Genomic DNA, 18,479 nt, shown 5'->3' on the forward strand with positions numbered 1-18,479 from the left:
CGCGCCCGGTTTTCCCGAAAATACGCTGGAAACCCTGCAACACGGCTTTGCCAACGGGATCAACGTGTTCGAGATCGACGTGGCTGAGAGCCGCGACGGCGTCATGCTGCTGATGCATGACAACCGCCTCAACCGCACGACAACCGGCGACGGCTATGTTGCCGACACCGACTGGGCCGAGCTCTCCGGTCTCCGCATGGTCGACAATGACGGCAAGCGGACGGATTTCGCGCCGCCCAAGCTGACCGACGTCCTGCTCTGGGCGAAACAGTCCGGCGCCATCCTCGAACTCGACCGCAAGCCGACAACCAGTTTCCGCAATATCGCCGCCGCCGTGAACGCCGCCGGCGCCGACGATAATGTGCTCCTGATTTCCTATTCAGATTCCGAAGCCGCCGAGATCGCCGCCGCCGATCCGAACCTGATGCTCACTGCCTCGGCCAAGGGGTCGCGCGACATTGGCCGGCTCGAAGACCTTGGCGTCGACCGCACACGCCTCGTCGCCTGGACCGGCACGGACTCACCGGATGCTGCCGCCTGGGCCCGCGATCTCCGGGAAGGCGTCGAGCCCGCTTTCGGCACGCTCGGCCGCATGGGCGAACGTCTCGATGACCAGTACTGGGCCGATGGCGATGCCAGCGAATACCAGGACCTTGTCGATGACGGCCTCGTCCTGCTCGCCACGGATGAGCCCTACCGCGTCGCCGCCGCACTCAAATCCGACGACCTCGCCCGGGACATGTGCGGGCGTTGACGTCAGGCTAATCCCGGCGTATTTGCGGCCCCGGTTTGAGACACCAGCCGCTCGCCGGGACACAATCCCGAAGGTGAAGATCTCACAGGCCCCGCAAGGCGCCTGTACCCAACAGGATGCTGAACCTCTTCCAGCGGTCCTGCGGCAAGGCGAGCCCCCGCACTGACGTGACCGCTTCTGGATGACGGCAAAGGATCTTTCTCATGTCACCCTCAATCAATACGCGCGAACAGGCGAAAGCCCGTGCGCGCGAAATCCGCGCCGTGGAGACACTGGCCGGAATGCCCATCTCGCATTCCGCGGCGCTTGAACGCGTCGCCGCCGAACTCGGCTATCGCGACTGGAACACCGCCTCGGCACGCCTCTCCAACCTGCCCGAAGTGCCGGTCCAGGTCGGCGACCGCGTCAGCGGGCTCTATCTCAAGAAGCCCTTCGTGGGGGTGGTCCTTGCCGTGCGCGACATTGGCGGCGGTTCGGCCTTCGAGGTCACGCTGCACTTTGACAAGCCGGTCGACGTCGTCGAGTTCGAGTCCTTCTCGGCCTTCCGCCAGCGCGTCACGGCGACGATCTCGGCAGACGGTTCGTCATGGGCAAAGACCAGCGACGGCCATCCGCACATGCGGATCCTGTCCGTCGCGAACGGGATCGTCTGAATTCAGGGATACAGGCGCGTCGTCGTCCAGCCATCACCGGCCCGCGTATAACGCACTCGGTCATGCATGCGGAAGGCCTGATCCTGCCAGAACTCGATCTCGGTCGGCGCGAGCCGGAACCCGCCCCAGAATTCGGGGCGGGGAATGTCCGGCCCGTCGCCATAGACTTCCGAGACCTCGGCGATGCGCTGCTCGAAAACGGCGCGGTCCGGCAGCGGTCGTGACTGGTCGGACGCGATCGCGCTGATCCGGCTCTGGGCCGCGCGGGAAGCAAAATAGGTGTCGGCCTCAGCCTCTGACACGCGGGTGATATTCCCGCGGATGCGCACCTGGCGGCGCAGGCTCTTCCAGTGCAGGCAAAGCGCGGCGCGGGGATTTTCCGCCAATTGCCGGCCTTTCTGGCTCTCAAGGTTGGTGAAGAAGGAGAACCCGGCCTCGGAAATCTCCTTCAGCAGCACGATCCGCACGTCCGGCATGCCGTCGGAATCGACCGTGGCGAGCGACATCGCGTTGGAATCATTGGGCTCCTTCGCCCGCGCTTCGGCCATCCAGTCCCGGAAAAAGGCGATCGGGTCCGGCACGACGGGAATCAGGGGGCGGTCACGCTCCGTGGCATAGTCTGCAGCGCTGGGAGACGGGGGAATCACAGGAGACACGATGGCTGGCCCTTTTTGCGGATTTGTTAGGCGTCTTGTTTTCATATAGGAGGCAGCGAGCTTTAACGAGGGGTGCGGCTCAACATGTCACACAATACATTCGGTCATCTGTTCCGCGTCACCACCTGGGGCGAGAGCCACGGGCCAGCCCTTGGCTGTGTCGTCGACGGCTGCCCTCCGGGGCTGGCCCTGACACCTGAATGGATTCAGGGCTTCCTGGACAAGCGCCGCCCCGGCACGTCACGCTTCGTCACCCAGCGCCAGGAACCGGACGCCGTCAAAATCCTGTCCGGCGTGTTCGAGGACGACCGCACCAGCGGGCCGGTAACCACCGGAACGCCGATTTCCCTGATGATCGAGAACACAGACCAGCGCTCCAAGGATTACAGCGAAATCCGCGACAGCTATCGCCCCGGCCATGCCGACTTCTCCTATGACGCGAAATACGGCGTGCGCGACTATCGCGGCGGCGGGCGCTCGAGTGCCCGCGAAACGGCATCCCGCGTCGCGGCCGGCGCCGTGGCCCGCTGCGCAATTGGCAATGGCATCACCCTTCGCGGTGCCGTCGTGCAAATCGGCCCACACGCCATCGACCGCGCAAAATGGAATTGGGAGCAGACGGAAAAGAACCCGTTCTGGTGCCCTGATGCCGACATGGCGGCCCAATGGGAAACCTTCCTCGATGCCACCCGCAAGTCCGGCAGCTCGGCCGGCGCCATTGTCGAAGTGCATGCCAGCGGCGTGCCCGCCGGCTGGGGCGCACCGGTCTATGGCAAGCTCGACGCCGAACTCGCCGGCGCGATGATGAGCATCAACGCCGTCAAGGGCGTCGAGATAGGCGCAGGCTTTGCGGCCGCCGCCTTCAGCGGCGAACAGAATGCCGACGAGATGCGCGCCGGCAATGACGGCGTCCGCTTCCTCGCCAACAATAATGGCGGCGTGGCAGGCGGCATCTCGACCGGGCAGGACGTGGTGGTCCGCATCGCGATCAAGCCGACCTCGTCCATCCTCAACGAAGTGAAATCCGTCACCCGCGATGGCGAGGACGTCGACGTGCGCACTGTCGGACGCCACGACCCATGTGTCGGCATTCGCGCCGTGCCGGTCGCCGAGGCAATGATGGCCTGTGTTCTGGCCGACGCGAAACTGCGTCACCGGGGCCAGACCGGCCGCTAGGCCGGCTTGCGCCAGGTCGTGACCTTGGTGAGGAAGGCGAGTGTTTCGCGTTCGGCGGTGAGGCCCGCGGCGCCGCAGGATGCCGCCAAGTCCCATGACAGGTAGGTCTCGTAATAGGGCTCGTGGAAGCCGTGCGGGAAATATTCCAGCAGGCCGTCCATCTCCGGATAATCGCCGAACTGCGTACTGTCGGCGAGGATGAACAAGCCGCCCGGTTTCAGAACGCGGGCCACTTCAGCCAGCACCTGCTCGCGCACCTCCGGCGGCAATTCATGGAACAGGAACACCGACACGATCATGTCGAGACTGGCATCCGGAATCGGCATGGCCTCGGCGGCCTCATGCAGCACGCTCACCTGAGGCCAGCGCGCCAGCCGCTTGCGCGCCGCGTCGGTATAGCTCGGCGAAAGGTCCAGACCGCTCGCCTGAAGGCGCGGATACACGCTCATCACCCGCGACAGGAAACGGCCATTGCCGCAGGCAAGGTCGAGCAGGCTGACATTGCGCTGGTCGCGGCCTTTCAATTCGCGTGAAATCTCGGCCAGCGCCGCCCGGCGCATCGCATCCGCCGTTCCCGTGAACAGCGCCTCGACCTGCGTGTCGTAAAGTTCGGCGCTCTCGTCGGTGAACCAGCCGCCCGACTGGTAGTGGAAATTCTGGCGGTAATAGTCCGGATACCGGTTCGAGCCTTTAGGCAGCGTTTCTCGGATTTCGGTGCCGTCGCGGGCCTGACGCCGCCGGTCCACTTCAGCGACATCGGCGCGAAAGGCCCGGGCCGATTTCAGCGCATTGGGCAGGTCGCGCACCCGCACATCATGCGGCGCCGGATACAGGCCCGCTTCCGCGTTCAGCCGGTCCTGGATGAAGAGATCAACATAGGCTTTGCGCAGCGCCGCCATGTCCGGTGTGCCACGTGTCGGCTCGAATTTCGGTTCGCCTGCCCGGTTGAAGCCGCCAACATTGCGCCGGGCGGCAGACATCTGCGCGCCATACCAGGCCGAGCGCAGGCCCTGTTCCGCAGCATAGCGTGCGCGTGCAGCCGTTTTCGAGGCGATACTGAGCAGTCCCATGCAGGCAATATGGGACGCAGCAGGAGGCGCGTCCAGCCTTCAGGCCCGGTTCAGGTTGGCCTTGCGATGATGGACTTTAGTCTGGCGGCATCGTGCCTGCCAAAAAGGAGACATGCGATGATGAAACTATCGCTTCTCGCCGGAGCCGCAGCCCTTTTGGCGCTGGCGGTTCCTGAAACAGCCGCTGCACAGGCGGGGTATGGCTATGCGCCGCAGAACACGGCATGCGAACGCCAGCGCGGCGACGACAAGCTCGCCGGCGGCGTGGCAGGCGCCCTGATCGGCGGCCTGATCGGCGGCGCCATCGGCAATAACATAGATGGCAATGACGACCATTATCGTGGTCGCCGCGGGTATCGTGGGCATGGCCGCGGATATGATCGCGGCTACGGACGAAACTACAATCGCGGCCATTCCCGCAGCAGCGACAATAGCGACCAGGTTGTCGTAGGCGCGTTGCTGGGTGCGCTCGTCGGCGGCATTGCCGGCAGCGAAATGGCGAGCAGCTCCAGCGCGAATTGCGGGGCCGCCGGTCCGACGCCCTACCAGCCTTCAAACACATACCAGGGCGGCTATAATCAGGGCGGCTCCATTCCGCGCACGACCGACGGCCTCTATGGCGGTCCGGAAGTGATGCAACCGCGCTACCCAGCCACGCCCCCGCCGCCGCGTGCCTATCCGGCCTCATCCGGCGACAATGACGGCTATTCCGACCAGGGCTACGAGACCCAGCCCTATTACGGCGAACAGGCCTATGGTCAGGAAGAGTGCCGCACGATCTATCAGTACGGCGAGCACGTGCTCGCCTGCCGCAATAGTCCGACCGAAACCTGGCGCGTGGTGGGCGACCGCGCGCAGGATCAGGAACTCTACGGCTATTAAGCCCTGACCGCGTGAAACAGGCGTTCGGCATTGCCGTCGCCGCCTGAAATCGGGCTGGCCGTCCAGGCATGGATGGGCCAGCCTTTTTCGTTCATCCATTCGGCAAACGCACCGGCGGCCTGTTCGGTGGCCGCGGCATCCGTGACCAGCCCGCCCTTGCCGACATGGGCACGGCCCACCTGAAATTGCGGCTTGAACAGGCCAACAAAATCAGCGCCGGAAGCCGCGAGGCTGAGCGGGACCTCCAGCAGTTTCTCAAGTCCGATGAAGCTGGCATCGCAGACAAGCAGGCTCGGCGGCCCAGGCATCATCGCGGCGGTGAGGGTGCGCGCGTCCTGGGCCTCCAGCGAGGTCACGCGCGCGTGGCCGCGCAGGGAAGCATGGAACTGCTCACGGCCAACATCGATGGCGGTGACGTGCACAGCGCCCGCCCGCAGCAGCACATCCGTGAAGCCGCCGGTCGACGCGCCGATATCGAGGCAGCGGCGCCCCGCCGGATCGACACCGAAAACCTCAAGCGCATGCACGAGCTTCAGCCCGCCGCGCGAGACGTAAGGATGGGCGGGCTCGGCGGTGATCGCATCATCGTCCGAGATCATCTGCGAGGGCTTGGAAACGGTGACGCCATTGGCGGTGACCCGGCCTGCCTCGATGGCGGCACGCGCGCCTGCCCGGCTGTCAAAATGGCCGAGGGACACGAGGAGTTTATCGGCCCGCTCTTTCATTTAATGAAACTTCCCCTGCAATTCATGCGTTGTGCCCTATAATGGTTTCAATATCGACAGGAGACAGCCCATGTTTGACCGGATTGCCATCGGGCTCTTTGCCCTTTCCCTCGCTGCCTGCAGCCAGGAGGCCGCCCAGCCGCAGGAATTGCCGGATGAGCCGTTGCCGGCCGTCGCAGAGATGCCCGGACCGGCGGACGGCGTCTATCCCTCGATGATGCGGTCGACAGCGTCGATCATTGGCGGCGAAGGCACCGAGATCGGCACGGCCAATCTGCTCGGCGGTCCAAATGGCATCCTGCTCCGCGTGGAAATTGCGCCCGGCGGCCTGACACCAGGCTGGCACGGCCTGCACCTGCACAGGGTGGGCGACTGTTCCGATATCGGCACGTTCAAGGCCTCCGGCGGTCATGTCGGCATGATCGACAGCGGCCATGGCCTGCTCAATCCGAAAGGTCCCGAGGGCGGCGACATTCCGAACATCTGGGCAGGCGCGGATGGCGCGGCAGGCTATGAAGCGTTCACGACGCTGACGCAGATGTCAGACCTGACCGACGCCGACGGATCAGCGATCCTGATCCATGAAGGCGAGGACGACCACATGAGCCAGCCCATCGGCGGGGCCGGCGGGCGCGTGGCCTGCGGCGTCATCAAATAGGGCGGCCCGAAAGCCCGACATCCTGAGACAGGCGGCGCAGGATGGCCTCGCCCATGGCAGCATGGCGCGGCGTGTCCCGCCGTCCTGTTTCAAGCAGGACAACCCCATAGAATACGGGCCATCCCCTGGCGCGCGAACACGTCGCGCCTGACATGCCATAGGCCGCCACGGCCTCGGCGCGCGCCCGGTACTCCGCGAACAGCGACCAGACAGACGCCAGGTCTGTCGCGGCGTCCCCGACGCACATGTCACCCCAATCGATGAAGGCGGCGAGCTTGCCCTGATGGACCAGCACGTTGCGCGCATGGACGTCCCCGGCAACCCAGGTGGGCGTCACATCCATCGGCGCGGTGAGGGCTTCGGACCAGGCCTGTTTGATCGCGGGTGTGATGGCATCCGTCTCCCGCTTCAGGATCGCCATCCGCCGTTCGGTATCCGCCTGCTTGCCGGTGAGCGGACAGTCGCGCGCGGCATTCCTCGGCGCATCGGCTGGCGCAGGCTGGTGCACGGTCTTGAGGAAGCGAGCCAGTACGGGCGCCTCCAACGAATCCGGCGACGCGAGGTCGGCCGCCTCGCCTTCGATCCAGGGCAGGATGCTCCAGACAAAGGGATAGCCTGCGCCCGGCATGCCCGTTCGGAGCGGCGCCGGAATCGGCAGCGGCAGGCTGGGGGCAAGCCGGGGCAGCCATGCCTGCTCGTTCTTCAGCAAGGCTTCGGCAATCGCCCGGCGCGGCAGGCGCGCCAGGTCGGCGTGCTGGTCGTGCAGCAGCGCGCGCAACAGGTCCGGCGCGATCTCCACCTCAGCCTGCGGCGATGCGGGGGCGTCTGCTGTTATCGTATCATCCTCTTGCGCGCGCCAGCGGACCGATACACGGTGTGCCCCATAAGAAAAAGACGTGGGAGGACACACCAATGACCCGAATGACCCGACGCAGCGCCCTATTGGGCGGAAGTGCACTTGCCACCCTAGCCGCCTGCGGTCCCAAAAAGGCGACGCCTGGCACCGCGCCCGTTGTCGCCGAAACCCCACCGCCGGCTGTGCCAGTCCGCATGGACGGCACCGCCATGGCCGCTGCCATTGCGGCAGGCGACACGACATCGGAAGCGCAGGTTCTCGCGGCCATCGCACGGGCCGAGTCAGTCAACGGTCAGATCAACGCCATCGCAACCAAGACGTTCGAACAGGCACGCGCCGAGGCGCTGTTGCCGATGACCGGCGCTTTTGCCGGCGTGCCCACCTTCATCAAGGACCTGCTGGACTGGAAGGGTACGCAAACCCTGTGGGGCAGCCGCGCTTTCCGCGGCAACATTTCGGGCGCAGATTCCCCCTTTGCCGAGAAATGGCGCGCTGCAGGCGTCGTCTCGCTCGGCAAGAGCACCACGCCTGAAATGGGCCTGACCTCGTCAACCGAACCCCTGGTCACCGGCGCAACACGCAACCCGTGGGACCTGAGCCGCATTCCGGGCGGATCGTCCGGCGGATCGGCCGCACTCGTTGCGGCGCGCGTCGTGCCCTTTGCGCATGCCAGTGATGGCGGCGGCTCGATCCGCATACCGGCCAGCACGTGCGGCGTGTTCGGCCTGAAGCCATCGCGCGGACAACTGCCATCGCGTGAGCCCGGACCGCCACCACCGGTCGACATATCTGTGAACCACGCCGTGACCATCAGTGTGCGGGATTCCATCAACCTGTTCCGCATGGCGCAGGTCAATGACGGCACATTCACACCGCTGGGGAACCTGACGCCCCTGACGCGCCGCCTGCGGATCGGCTATGCGCCGGAATCCGTCAGCGGCACACCGGTCGCCCCTGAGACGCGGGCTGCGCTGGACGAGGTGGCGCAACTCTGCCGCGATCTCGGCCATGAAATCGTCGACTTTACGCCGCCCATGGATGGCGTTGAGTTTACCGACAAATTCCTGCTCTACTGGGCCGCCGGCGCCGCAGCCTTTGCCCAGCAGGCCAGCGCCTATTCCGGCAAACCTATCGGCCCGGACATTGTCGAGCCCTGGACACTGGGACTGGCGGCCCGCGCGCAGGCGCGACAGGCCGAGATGCCGGCAACCGTCGGCTACCTCCTGGCGTTCGAGCAGCAATACAATGCGTGGTTCGACTCGATGGACCTCATGCTGTCGCCTGTGACAGGCAGCCCGGCGGTCCATATCGGCGACCAGGCCCCCGACGGCGATTTCGACAAGGTGATGGAGAGCGTCCTGAACTTTGCCGCCTTCACCGCGCCGATGAACGTGGCCGGCAGCGCCTCGATGAGCGTTCCGCTGTCATGGTCGCCATCAGGCCTGCCTATCGGCTCGATGTTCTCCGGCAAGAAAGGTGATGACGCGCTGCTGTTCGAACTCGCGCTGGAACTGGAAACGGCCCGGCCATGGGCCGACAGGCTGCCGGGCGTTGTAGCCAGCTAGATGATTATCGAGCCCGCACCTGTGACCAGCGCTGATACGGACGATGTCCTTGGCATCGAGCCCTTCCTGTTCGGTTTCGGGTTCGCGGCCGATGGCGCGGCCACACCGCTGAAATGGGAAGATGTACTATCGGGCGACATCGCGAAATATGCGCGCGTCTGGCTGCACCTCAATCGCCTGTCGCGCCAGGCGCAGGGATGGCTGTACCGCAAGAGCGGGCTCGACAAACTGGCCGCGCAATCCCTGTTGCAGGAAGATACCCGCCCGCGATCGTCGCGGCACGGGAAAGGTTTCCTGATCAACCTGCGCGGCGTGAACCTCAATGCCGGCGAAGCGCTGGAAGACATGCTGGCCCTTCGCATGTGGGCGAGCGAGGGCACGTTGATCACGCTGCGGTCGAAACCGATCCAGGCCACACGCGACGTCGAGGCAATGGTCAAGGCCGGTGAGGCACCCCATTCAACGGGCGGCCTCGTGGCCGCGCTGGCCAACGCATTGACCAACCGGATGGAACCGGAAATCGCGGCGTTCGACGAACAGGCCGATGGCTTCGAGGATGACATCCTCGATCCGAACGTTCGCGTCGGCCGCGCCGAGCTCGCCGAGTTCCGCCGCAAGGTATTGGCCCTGCGCCGCTATATCGTGCCCCAGCGCGAGGCATTGTCACAGCTGGTGCGCGAAGGCGGCGCGGCGGCGTTCTTCTCCGAGACGGATGTCCTCTACCTGCGGGAATCCGTCGACCGCGTCACCCGCCTCGCAGAAGACCTTGATGCCATCCGCGAACGCTCGGTTGTCCTGCAGGAACAGATCATGGAAGAACGCTCCGACCTGATGAACCAGCGCCTGTTCGTCCTGTCGATCCTGTCGGCCGTCTTCCTGCCGATCAGCTTCGTGACAGGCCTGTTCGGGGTCAATGTCGGCGGCATTCCCGGCGTGGACAGTCCGATGGCATTCGGTATCCTGATTGTCGCGCTCGTGGTGGCCACGGGCGTCATGCTCGCGGTGTTCCGCTGGCGCCGCTGGATCTGACAGCGCCCCCTTCCCCAGCGTCACGTGTTAACCATAACTTTCGACCTGCTGCGAAAACGATGCAGTGCTTTCGTTATAATTCAATGATGTTGACGTAGTTAAAGCTCGAAGTGGCGCTTACCTCAGCGGCGCACGAACCTATATTGGCAAAAACCAATCCCCGGGAAGACATATTCAGTGAACCGTTCTGTCGCCATCGCCACCAGTCTTCTCGTTGTTATAGTTGCGTATTTTGGTATTCGCAGCGTCATGCGCGGAAGTATCAGCTCACAGAGCGACGCCGTCGTGGCCGATACCGCGTCCAAAACCCCCGAGGCGATTGTCGAAAACGTGTCCAGTTCAATGCACCTTGTCGTGCTTGAGGCCAAAGGCCGGACAGCGCCTGACAAGGCCGTCACGGTCAAGGCAGGAACGACCGGCACCGTGGTTGCGACGCCCGCGCGGGAAGGCAGTTTCGTGCGCAAGGGTGCACTTCTCTGCGGCCTCGACGTCGAGGCGCGCAGTGCTCAAGTGAAGCAGGCCGAGGCCCAGCGCGATTCCGCGAAGATCGAATTCGACGCCGCGCAGTCACTCGCCGCGAAAGGTCTGACCCCCGCCAACCGCGAAGCATCGGCAAAGGCGACATTGGATGCGACCGAGGCCTCCGTGAATGGCGCGAAGGTCGAGCTGTCGAAAACCCAGATACGCGCACCGTTCGACGGCGTGTTCGAGACGCGCCTCGCCGAAGCCGGCGACTTCCTTGCGCCCGGCGCAGCCTGCGGCGTCATGGTCGACATGACACCGGTCATCGTCGTGGCCGAAGTATCCGAAGAATATGCCGGTCGCCTGAAACACGGCATGGACGCGACAGCGCAATTGGCCAGCGGCGAATCCTATCCCGCTCGCGTTCGCTACATTTCGCGTGCCGCGAGCGAAGCGACGCGTACCTTCCTGGTCGAAGCCGAACTCGAAACTGGCGATGCCGTTGTCCCAGCCGGTGTTTCCGCTTCGCTGATCCTGCCCGTAGACACTGTGCCCGCCACATTGATCTCGCCAGCGCTGCTGACCTTGTCAGACGCGGGCGAACTTGGCCTGCGCTATCTCGAGGCGGATGACACGGTACAGTTTGCGCCGGTCATGGTCATCGACGAGGGCGTCGGCGGCGCCTGGGTGACCGGCCTGCCCGACACGGCACGCGTCATCTCGATGGGCCAGGATTATCTCAGCGAAGGGGTGAAAGTGAAACCCGTTCCCGCTGGTGGAGCCGTACAATGAACAGTTTGATCGATGGTGCCATTGGCCGGGCACGCATGGTGCTCGCCATTCTCGTGTGCGCCATCATTGCCGGCACGGTCACCTATATCGGCCTGCCCAAGGAAGCCGACCCCGACATCCAGATTCCCTTTGTCGGCATCACGGTGCCGCTTGCCGGCGTCACGCCTGAAGATGCCGAGCGCCTTCTGGTCAAGCCGATCGAGCAGGAAATCCAGTCGCTCGAAGGCCTGAAGACCTTCAGCGGCTATGGCGCCGAAGGCGCTGGCCAGCTTGTCCTGGAATTCGAGCTGACATCCGATATCGACCAGGCCATCCTTGACGTCAAAGACAAGGTGGACATGGCCAAGCGCTATTTCCCGGCAGAGGCACGCGAACCGATCATTACTGAAGTCAACGCCGCGCAATTCCCTGTTATGGTGGTGAACCTGTATGGTGACGCGCCCGAGCGCGGCCTGAACGAGATCGCCGAGGATCTCCAAGATCGCCTTGAACGGGACGCCGGCATCCTTGAGGCACGTATCGTTGGCCGCCGCGAAGATGTGCTGGAAATCGTCATCGATCCGGTCAAGCTCGAGACCTACAATATTTCCTACCAGGAAATCTACCAGGTCGTTTCGGCGAACAACCAGCTCGTGCCAGCCGGCCAGATTGATACGGGCGAAGGCAGTTTTGCGGTCAAGGTTTCCGGCCTGATCCGTACGGCACAGGACGCGTTGAGCCTGCCCATCCGGCGCACGGAAAACTCGGTCGTGACCCTTTCGGACGTGGCCGACGTACGCCGCACGTACAAGGATGCGACGGGCTATGCGACGTTCAACGGACAGCCCGCACTGCTCATCGAAGTGGTCAAGCGCACCGGGGCAAACATCCTCGACACGGCAAACTTCGTGCGCGACACAATCAAGGAACAGGAGAAGACCTGGCCTTCCACCGTGAAAGCACAGGTCACGTCGGACGCCTCTGAACTGATCGGCGAACAACTCGGCCAGTTGCAGAGCTCGATCGTCACGGCTGTGTTGCTGGTGATGATCATCTGCGTCGCCGCACTTGGCTGGCGCTCTGCCCTGCTCGTCGGCATTTCGGTCCCGGCCTCGTTTGTGATGGCCTTCCTGATCCTTGGCGCCTTTGGCTACACGATCAACATGATGGTCATGTTCGGCATGGTGATCGCCGTCGGTATCCTCGTCGATGGCGCGATTGTCGTGACGGAATATGCCGACCGGAAGATGGCGGAAGGACTCGACCGCAAGGAAGCCTATGGTCTCGCCGGCAAACGCATGTTCTGGCCCGTTGTTGCCTCCAACGCGACCACGCTCGCTGCTTTCGTGCCGTTCCTGTTCTGGAATTCGATGCCCGGCAAGTTCATGGCCTACCTGCCGATCACGCTGATCTTCGTTCTGTCCGCCTCGCTCGTGATGGCGCTGATCTTTCTGCCCGTGCTCGGCTCCGTGATCGGCGCCCGCCCGAGCGGCACGAACGAAGACCTCGCGGCCCTCGCCGCCGACGCTGATCCTGGACAGGCCAAGGGCTGGCTCGGCGGCTATGTCCGGCTCATCAAGGGCCTGATTGCGCGCCCATTGATGGTAACGGTCGGCGCGATCGGTTCAGTGATCCTCATTTTCATGTGGTTCGGCGCGACACCGCACAAGTCCGAACTCTTCCTCGATATCGAGCCGGAGCAAGCCTATGTCTTTATCCAGGCACAGGGCAGCCTGTCGGCCGCAGAAGAAGCCGTCCTCGTTCGCCGCGCCGAAGCGGCGATCAGCCATGTCGACGGCATCGAAGACATTTCGACCCGGACAGGCAATTCAAATGAAGGCGGGGTCAGCTTCGGCGGCGCATCGCCTCCGGTTGATACGATCGGCCAGATCCTGCTCGATCTGGCGACTGATGACGGTGTGCATGACGGGCGCGAGACGCTTGTCCATGTCCGCGAGTTGCTCGATGCTGTTCCCGGTCTCAGGTACCAGATACAGGCCCGCGAAAACGGTCCGCCTGCTGGCAAGGACGTGCAGATCGCACTCCTGTCGGAAGATGCCGCCGCCCTGAATGAGACCGCAGCGCTCCTGCGCACGAAGCTCGAAAGCATGAGCGAATTGCACGAGATTGACGATACACGTCCCCTCCCCGGTATCGAATACCAGTTGGACGTGGATCGTTCGGAAGCCGGCAAGTTCGGCGTCGACATTTCGCAGGTCGGCGCAGCTGTTCAGCTGATCACCAACGGTATCCTTGTCGGTCGTTACCGGCCTGACGATGCGCCCGACGAAGTCGATATCCGCGTCCGCTTCCCGCAGAGCGACCGCAGCGCTACAGCGATCGACCAGCTTCGCATCGCGACGCCGGCTGGCAATGTGCCGCTGTCTCTGTTCGTCACGCGCGTTCCCGCGCCGCGTGTCAGCCAGATCGAACGCCGTGACGGCATGCGCGTCATCGACGTCCGCGCCAACGCGATCGAGCAAGGCGCAGGCGCCGCTATCGTCGCAGGGCTGAAGGACTGGATTGCACAGCAGGATATTCCCGGATCTGTGGAAATCCGGTTCGAGGGCGCAGATGAAGATGCCGCCGATGCCGGCGCGTTCTTCGCAGGCGCCGCCTTGTCGGCCCTGTTCATGATGGCCGTCATCCTGCTGTGGGAGTTCAACAATTTCTGGCAGGTCCTGCTGACACTGACGGCCGTTATCATTTCGACCGCTGGCGTGCTGGTCGGCATCCAGCTGATGCTGCCCTATATTTCGGTCCTGATGATCGGAACCGGGATCGTCGCGCTCGCCGGCATCGTGGTGAACAATAATATCGTCCTGATCGACACCTATAACCGCCTGCGCAGCGATGGGCGCTCGCCGGAATACGCAGCGATCGCCACGGCCGCCCAGCGCATCCGTCCGATCCTGCTGACCACCGGCACGACGATCTGCGGCCTGCTACCCATGGTATTCCAGCTGAACGTGGACTTTGCTCACGGCGCGATCAATTTCGGCAGCGCGTCATCGGAATGGTGGGTGCAACTGGCAACCGCCGTTGTGTTCGGCCTTGCCTTCTCGACGATCATGATCCTGCTAGTCACGCCAGTCTGGCTGCTGGTCCCTTACCGTGTCGGCCGTTGGGGCCGCCGCATGCGTGACCGCGTATTGCGCCGCCAACCGGCCGATGCAGTGCACATCCGGCCTGACGGTCACAAACAGGAAGACCGCGACCGGATCCTGCCGGCCGCGGAATAAACTCGCTGCTTGCACGCGAATTCAGCTGGCGGTGACGCCCGGCTGAACTTCAGTGAACCGTCCGCCATTACGGGCGAGACGTTTCAAGGTGGCCGCCGGCTTGAACCGGTCGTCCTCTGCGCCCAGCCGTTCCATCGTCGCCAGCACCTTGTCGGCCCCGACCATGTCGCCATATAGCATCGGGCCGCCCTTGTCGGCGGGCCAGCCATAGCCGTTCAGCCAGACAATATCGATGTCGGACGCGCGCTGGGCCATCTCCTCTTCGAGGATCTTGAGGCCTTCATTGATCATCGGATGGATACAGGTGGCGATGATCTCGTCCTGTGAGGGCGCACTGCCCTCACTGGCTCCAGTGATCTTGCGGATTATGCCGGCGGTCACCTCTGACGGGATCGGCTTGCGGCTCTCATCATAGTCGTAATAGCCGGCACCGGTTTTCTGCCCGCGGCGATCCAGTTCGCACAGCGCATCGCGGATCGGGTTCGCCGTCTTGGCGCCCTTCTTCCAGCCGATGTCGAGGCCTGCGAGGTCAGACATCTGGTAGGGCCCCATACGGAAGCCGAACGCATTCAGCGCAGCATCGACATCCCACGGCATGGCCCCGGCATTAACGAGTTTCTGCGCCTGCGCCTGACGCGCGAACAGGATGCGGTTGCCGACAAAGCCCGGGCACACGCCGACCAGGACTGCGATCTTGTTGATCGCACGAGCCAGGTCCATGCAGGTAGCAATGACATCATCGGCTGTCTTGTCGGCCCGCACGATCTCCAGCAGTTTCATCACATTGGCCGGCGAGAAGAAATGCAGGCCGATCACGTCGCCCGGACGCGACGTCACGCTGGCGATCTCGTCAATGTTCAGGGCGGACGTATTCGTCGCCAGGATCGCGCCCGGCTTCATGATCCGGTCAAGATCGGTGAAGATCTTTTTCTTGATATCCATGTCCTCGAACACGGCTTCGATGACGAGATCGCAGTCGGCTAGGCTTTCCATGTCGAGCGTGCCCTGTATCCGGCCCATGCGCGTTTCGACCTCGTCCTGCGGAAAGCGGCCCTTGTCGGCGCTGCGCTGGTAATTGCCGCGCACGACGCCGATGCCCCGGTCCAGGGCTTCCTGTTTCGTCTCGAGAATACGGACCTCGAACCCGGCCGTAGCGAAGTTCATCGAGATGCCGCCGCCCATCGTGCCGGCACCAATAATGCCGACAGTCTTGATCTGGCGGCGCGGCGTGCTGGCTGGCACGTCAGGAACGTCCCACGCCTTGCGGCCGGATTCGGCGATATGGGCGGAGACCTGTTCAGGGGTCATTTCGCGGGCTTGTGTCATGTCTGTTTCCTCATTGTCATATATAGTCTGTACTCAGGCGGCAGGCTGTGGTTTGCGTGTGAAGACGGTCTGGGCCTGGCAGAATTCCAGCACACCTTCCTGTCCGCCTTCAACGCCGATGCCCGATTGTTTGAAGCCGCCAAAGGCCGCATGCGGACTGAGATGCTGGCTCTCATTGATCCAGACCGTGCCAGCCTGAAGGCTTGTGGCAATCTCCTGCGCCCGCGCAATATCGCTCGACCAGATTGAGGCGCCGAGCCCGTACTCGCTGTCATTCGCGCGCGCGACCACTTCATCCAGATTGTCGAACTTGAGTAATGGCAGGACCGGGCCGAACTGCTCTTCCTGCACGATGCGCGCAGACTCAGGCGGGTTGTCGAGAATGGTAATCGGCACGAAATAGCCCGGCACGTCGGCTGCATCGCCGCCGATCAGGAACTTGTAGTCATTGTCCTTGGCGTCCTGGATCAGCTCGAGCACGCGCTTGTACTGGGCTGAATTCTGGATCGGGCCGATCTGCGTGCCCTGCTCTGCCCCATCCCCGACCTTCACGGTCTTGGCGTAGGCGACGATGGCGGCCTTGAGCGGTTCGTAGATGTCCTTGTGAATATACATGCGCTTGGTAGCGATGCATATCTGGCCGGTATTGCGGAACGCCGCCCAGAACAGGTCTTCAGCGACCTTCTCCACATCCACGTCCGGCATCACGATGGCCGGATCATTGCCGCCGAGTTCCAGCGTTACCCGCTTCAGCGAATGCGCCGCGCTTTCCATGACCTTCTTGCCGGTCTGGGTCGAGCCGGTGAAGCTGACCTTGTCGACGCCCGGATGGGCCGTCAGCCAGGGGCCGAGGCGGTCCGACCCGGAGATCACGTTGAGCACGCCGTCGGGCAGCACGCCGCGCAGGAGTTCGCCAATGCGCAACGTGGTCAGCGGTGTCGTTGGGGCCGGTTTCAGGACAACCGTGTTGCCCGCCAGCAAGGCCGGGCCAAGCTTGAATGAGGCGAGGATAATCGGGAAGTTCCATGGCACTATGGCCGCAACCACACCAATCGGGCCATAGCGCGTGACGGCATGGCGCTCAGCGGAGTCTTCCGAGACGTGTTCCGGAATTTCGTGTTTCGAGGATTCCATCAGCCAGAAGGCACCGCCGCCAACATCGCCCTCGGCATCCGGATGCGGCTTGCCCTGCTCGCGCGTCAGCAGTCGCGACAGCTCGGGCAGGTTCTGCATGATCACGCCCGCCATGGCGTTGAGCAGTTCGCGGCGCTTTGCGATCGGCGTGGCTTTCCATGCCGGAAGCGCCGCACGGGCGGCCGCAACCGCCTCATCAAGGTCGGCCTTGGTGCAATCTGGCGCCTTGGCGAAGGCCTGGCCGGTCGCGGGGTTCTCGACATCGAACGTCTCGGAGCCTGAAACAGCCTGGCCATTGATGGTCATCGTGATGCTTAGGTCGGTCATGCGTGTGGTCCTCCGGAATGGTGCCTTGTCTCGGCGTGTTCGGGCTGGTCGCCTGAATATCGCGCCAGCGCCTTGTCGCGAGGGACTGAAGCAGAAAGCTGACGCTTTCGCCAGTCGGGTCCCTACGGCAGCCTTGAATGGCCGGGAGGTTTTTCGACGCCCGGACCTATTCGCAGAGATTGCAGACGCTGAAATGGTGGTTAACCAATCCACAATCGCCGCGCAGCGGTCAAGCGACTTCGTTTCGCCCGGAGCGATTGGACGGAAACGCCGCCCCAACGTCAATCTTGCCTTTTTTGAAACGCGGGCGGCAAATTGTCCTGCCACACGTGTTTGAAGAGGATCGACGGAAAATTTCGGCAGCTCACGGGAAAACATATGGACCAGAAGACCATCCGAAAAGAGTATAAATCCAAATGGGTGATGCCCCTCGGCTGGCGCAACCGCCTTCTGGCCCCACGCTTGATTCTCGCGATCACGTCGCTGCTGCTTGGAATCGCGCTGGTCAGTGCCTGGCTGATTGATCGCTCTCACTACGTGTCCACGTCCGACGCCCAAATTGCCGCCGACATCCTGTCCGTATCAGCCGACGTCTCAGGCAATATCACAGCCGCCTATGTCGCCTCCGGAGACAGGGTAAAAACCGGAGACCTCCTCTACCAGATCGACGACCGGGAGGCCCGGCACTTGCTGGCGGAATACCTGGCCGAAGAAGATGGCCTTGCCGCGCAAATCGACCGGGAGCGAACACAGCTCGGTCTTGTCGGCTCGCGGTCCGGCACGCACATCGACGCCAGCCGCGCCGATGTGCAATCCGCACGGGCTGCAGTAGAGGCGGCCAAAGCTGACCTGACGGCTGCGCAGCAAGACTATGATCGTGAGCTGCGGCTCAAGGAAACCGGACTGATCACACAAAACGTCTGGGAGCAGGCCCAAAACAAGCGACTGGCGGCACAACAGAACCTGCGTGGGGCCGAAGCCCGTCTGTCATCATCGTCAGCGAAAGAGCGTGAAGCGGTGATTTCCAAAAGCGACGCATCCCTCGTCGAACACGACCTGAACATCCTGGAAGCGGCCCTGCAACGTGCCAGAGCCCAGACCGAAGGCCAAAAGGTGATCATCGAGAAGCACCAGATCCGCAGCCCCATCGATGGCGTCGTGGATGAGACGTTTTTTGATGCAGGCGAACGGAC

At 63.4% G+C, this 18,479-nt stretch carries 16 protein-coding genes; 10 read left to right on the forward strand and 6 right to left on the reverse strand.

Features of this window, described 5'->3' with window-relative positions; translation table 11 throughout:
* The coding region (locus ACESNB_RS12285; protein WP_373007703.1) for a glycerophosphodiester phosphodiesterase family protein at positions 1-754 on the forward strand (754 nt) is incomplete at its 5' end.
* A gap of 203 nt (positions 755-957) precedes the next feature.
* Positions 958-1,407: a glyoxalase superfamily protein gene (locus ACESNB_RS12290; RefSeq protein ID WP_373007705.1), complete on the forward strand. Its 450-nt coding sequence runs from the start codon at positions 958-960 to the stop codon at positions 1,405-1,407.
* 2 nt (positions 1,408-1,409) lie between these two features.
* Here the strand turns inward: ACESNB_RS12290 and pdxH are convergent, their stop codons facing one another.
* On the reverse strand, positions 1,410-2,066 hold the full coding sequence (gene pdxH / locus ACESNB_RS12295; RefSeq protein WP_373007733.1) for a pyridoxamine 5'-phosphate oxidase: 657 nt from the start codon (positions 2,064-2,066) through the stop codon (positions 1,410-1,412).
* A gap of 81 nt (positions 2,067-2,147) precedes the next feature.
* On the opposite strand from pdxH, the gene aroC reads away from it, so the two are divergent.
* On the forward strand, positions 2,148-3,239 hold the full coding sequence (aroC, locus tag ACESNB_RS12300) for a chorismate synthase (RefSeq protein ID WP_373007707.1): 1,092 nt from the start codon (positions 2,148-2,150) through the stop codon (positions 3,237-3,239).
* Here aroC and ACESNB_RS12305 read toward each other — a convergent pair.
* A complete protein-coding gene (locus tag ACESNB_RS12305) occupies positions 3,236-4,309 on the reverse strand; it encodes a class I SAM-dependent methyltransferase (RefSeq protein ID WP_373007709.1) in 1,074 nt (357 codons plus the stop codon). The two genes, aroC and ACESNB_RS12305, sit on opposite strands and share 4 nt — an antisense overlap.
* A 117-nt stretch (positions 4,310-4,426) precedes the next feature.
* Here ACESNB_RS12305 and ACESNB_RS12310 point away from each other — a divergent pair, with 117 nt between their 5' ends.
* Positions 4,427-5,191: a hypothetical protein gene (locus ACESNB_RS12310; RefSeq protein WP_373007711.1), complete on the forward strand. Its 765-nt coding sequence runs from the start codon at positions 4,427-4,429 to the stop codon at positions 5,189-5,191.
* On the opposite strand, the gene ACESNB_RS12315 is transcribed toward ACESNB_RS12310, so the two are convergent.
* Positions 5,188-5,916: a TlyA family RNA methyltransferase gene (locus ACESNB_RS12315; protein ID WP_373007713.1), complete on the reverse strand. Its 729-nt coding sequence runs from the start codon at positions 5,914-5,916 to the stop codon at positions 5,188-5,190. The two genes, ACESNB_RS12310 and ACESNB_RS12315, sit on opposite strands and share 4 nt — an antisense overlap.
* Positions 5,917-5,986: 70 nt before the next feature.
* On the opposite strand from ACESNB_RS12315, the gene ACESNB_RS12320 reads away from it, so the two are divergent.
* Positions 5,987-6,574, forward strand: a complete 588-nt coding sequence (locus ACESNB_RS12320; RefSeq protein WP_373007715.1) for a superoxide dismutase family protein — start codon at positions 5,987-5,989, stop codon at positions 6,572-6,574.
* Here the strand turns inward: ACESNB_RS12320 and ACESNB_RS12325 are convergent.
* Complete coding sequence (locus ACESNB_RS12325; protein WP_373007717.1) at positions 6,567-7,373, reverse strand: aminoglycoside phosphotransferase family protein; 807 nt, start codon at positions 7,371-7,373, stop codon at positions 6,567-6,569. The two genes, ACESNB_RS12320 and ACESNB_RS12325, sit on opposite strands and share 8 nt — an antisense overlap.
* Positions 7,374-7,486: 113 nt before the next feature.
* Between ACESNB_RS12325 and ACESNB_RS12330 the strand changes: the two genes are divergently transcribed.
* From ACESNB_RS12330 to ACESNB_RS12345, 4 genes are all read left to right on the forward strand, one after another.
* The gene (locus tag ACESNB_RS12330) at positions 7,487-8,995 is read left to right on the forward strand and encodes an amidase (RefSeq protein ID WP_373007719.1); all 1,509 of its coding nucleotides are present in this window, start codon (positions 7,487-7,489) and stop codon (positions 8,993-8,995) included.
* Positions 8,996-10,024, forward strand: coding sequence for a zinc transporter ZntB (locus ACESNB_RS12335; protein ID WP_373007721.1), 1,029 nt, complete (start codon positions 8,996-8,998; stop codon positions 10,022-10,024).
* A gap of 177 nt (positions 10,025-10,201) precedes the next feature.
* Positions 10,202-11,278, forward strand: coding sequence for an efflux RND transporter periplasmic adaptor subunit (locus ACESNB_RS12340; RefSeq protein ID WP_373007723.1), 1,077 nt, complete (start codon positions 10,202-10,204; stop codon positions 11,276-11,278).
* Positions 11,275-14,499: an efflux RND transporter permease subunit gene (locus tag ACESNB_RS12345; protein ID WP_373007725.1), complete on the forward strand. Its 3,225-nt coding sequence runs from the start codon at positions 11,275-11,277 to the stop codon at positions 14,497-14,499. The genes ACESNB_RS12340 and ACESNB_RS12345 overlap by 4 nt, the downstream gene beginning before the upstream one ends.
* 21 nt (positions 14,500-14,520) lie before the next feature.
* On the opposite strand, the gene ACESNB_RS12350 is transcribed toward ACESNB_RS12345, so the two are convergent.
* Entirely contained in the window at positions 14,521-15,825 is a 1,305-nt protein-coding gene (locus ACESNB_RS12350) for a 3-hydroxyacyl-CoA dehydrogenase NAD-binding domain-containing protein (RefSeq protein WP_373007727.1), read from the reverse strand.
* 33 nt (positions 15,826-15,858) lie between these two features.
* Entirely contained in the window at positions 15,859-17,286 is a 1,428-nt protein-coding gene (locus tag ACESNB_RS12355; protein WP_373007729.1) for an aldehyde dehydrogenase family protein, read from the reverse strand.
* Between the two features lie 378 nt (positions 17,287-17,664).
* Here ACESNB_RS12355 and ACESNB_RS12360 point away from each other — a divergent pair.
* Positions 17,665-18,479, forward strand: an 815-nt coding sequence (locus ACESNB_RS12360) for an HlyD family secretion protein (protein ID WP_373007731.1), incomplete at its 3' end; no start/stop codon positions are given.

It is taken from the genome of Hyphomonas sp. (assembly GCF_041689225.1).
Classification (GTDB): Bacteria; Pseudomonadota; Alphaproteobacteria; order Caulobacterales; family Hyphomonadaceae; genus Hyphomonas.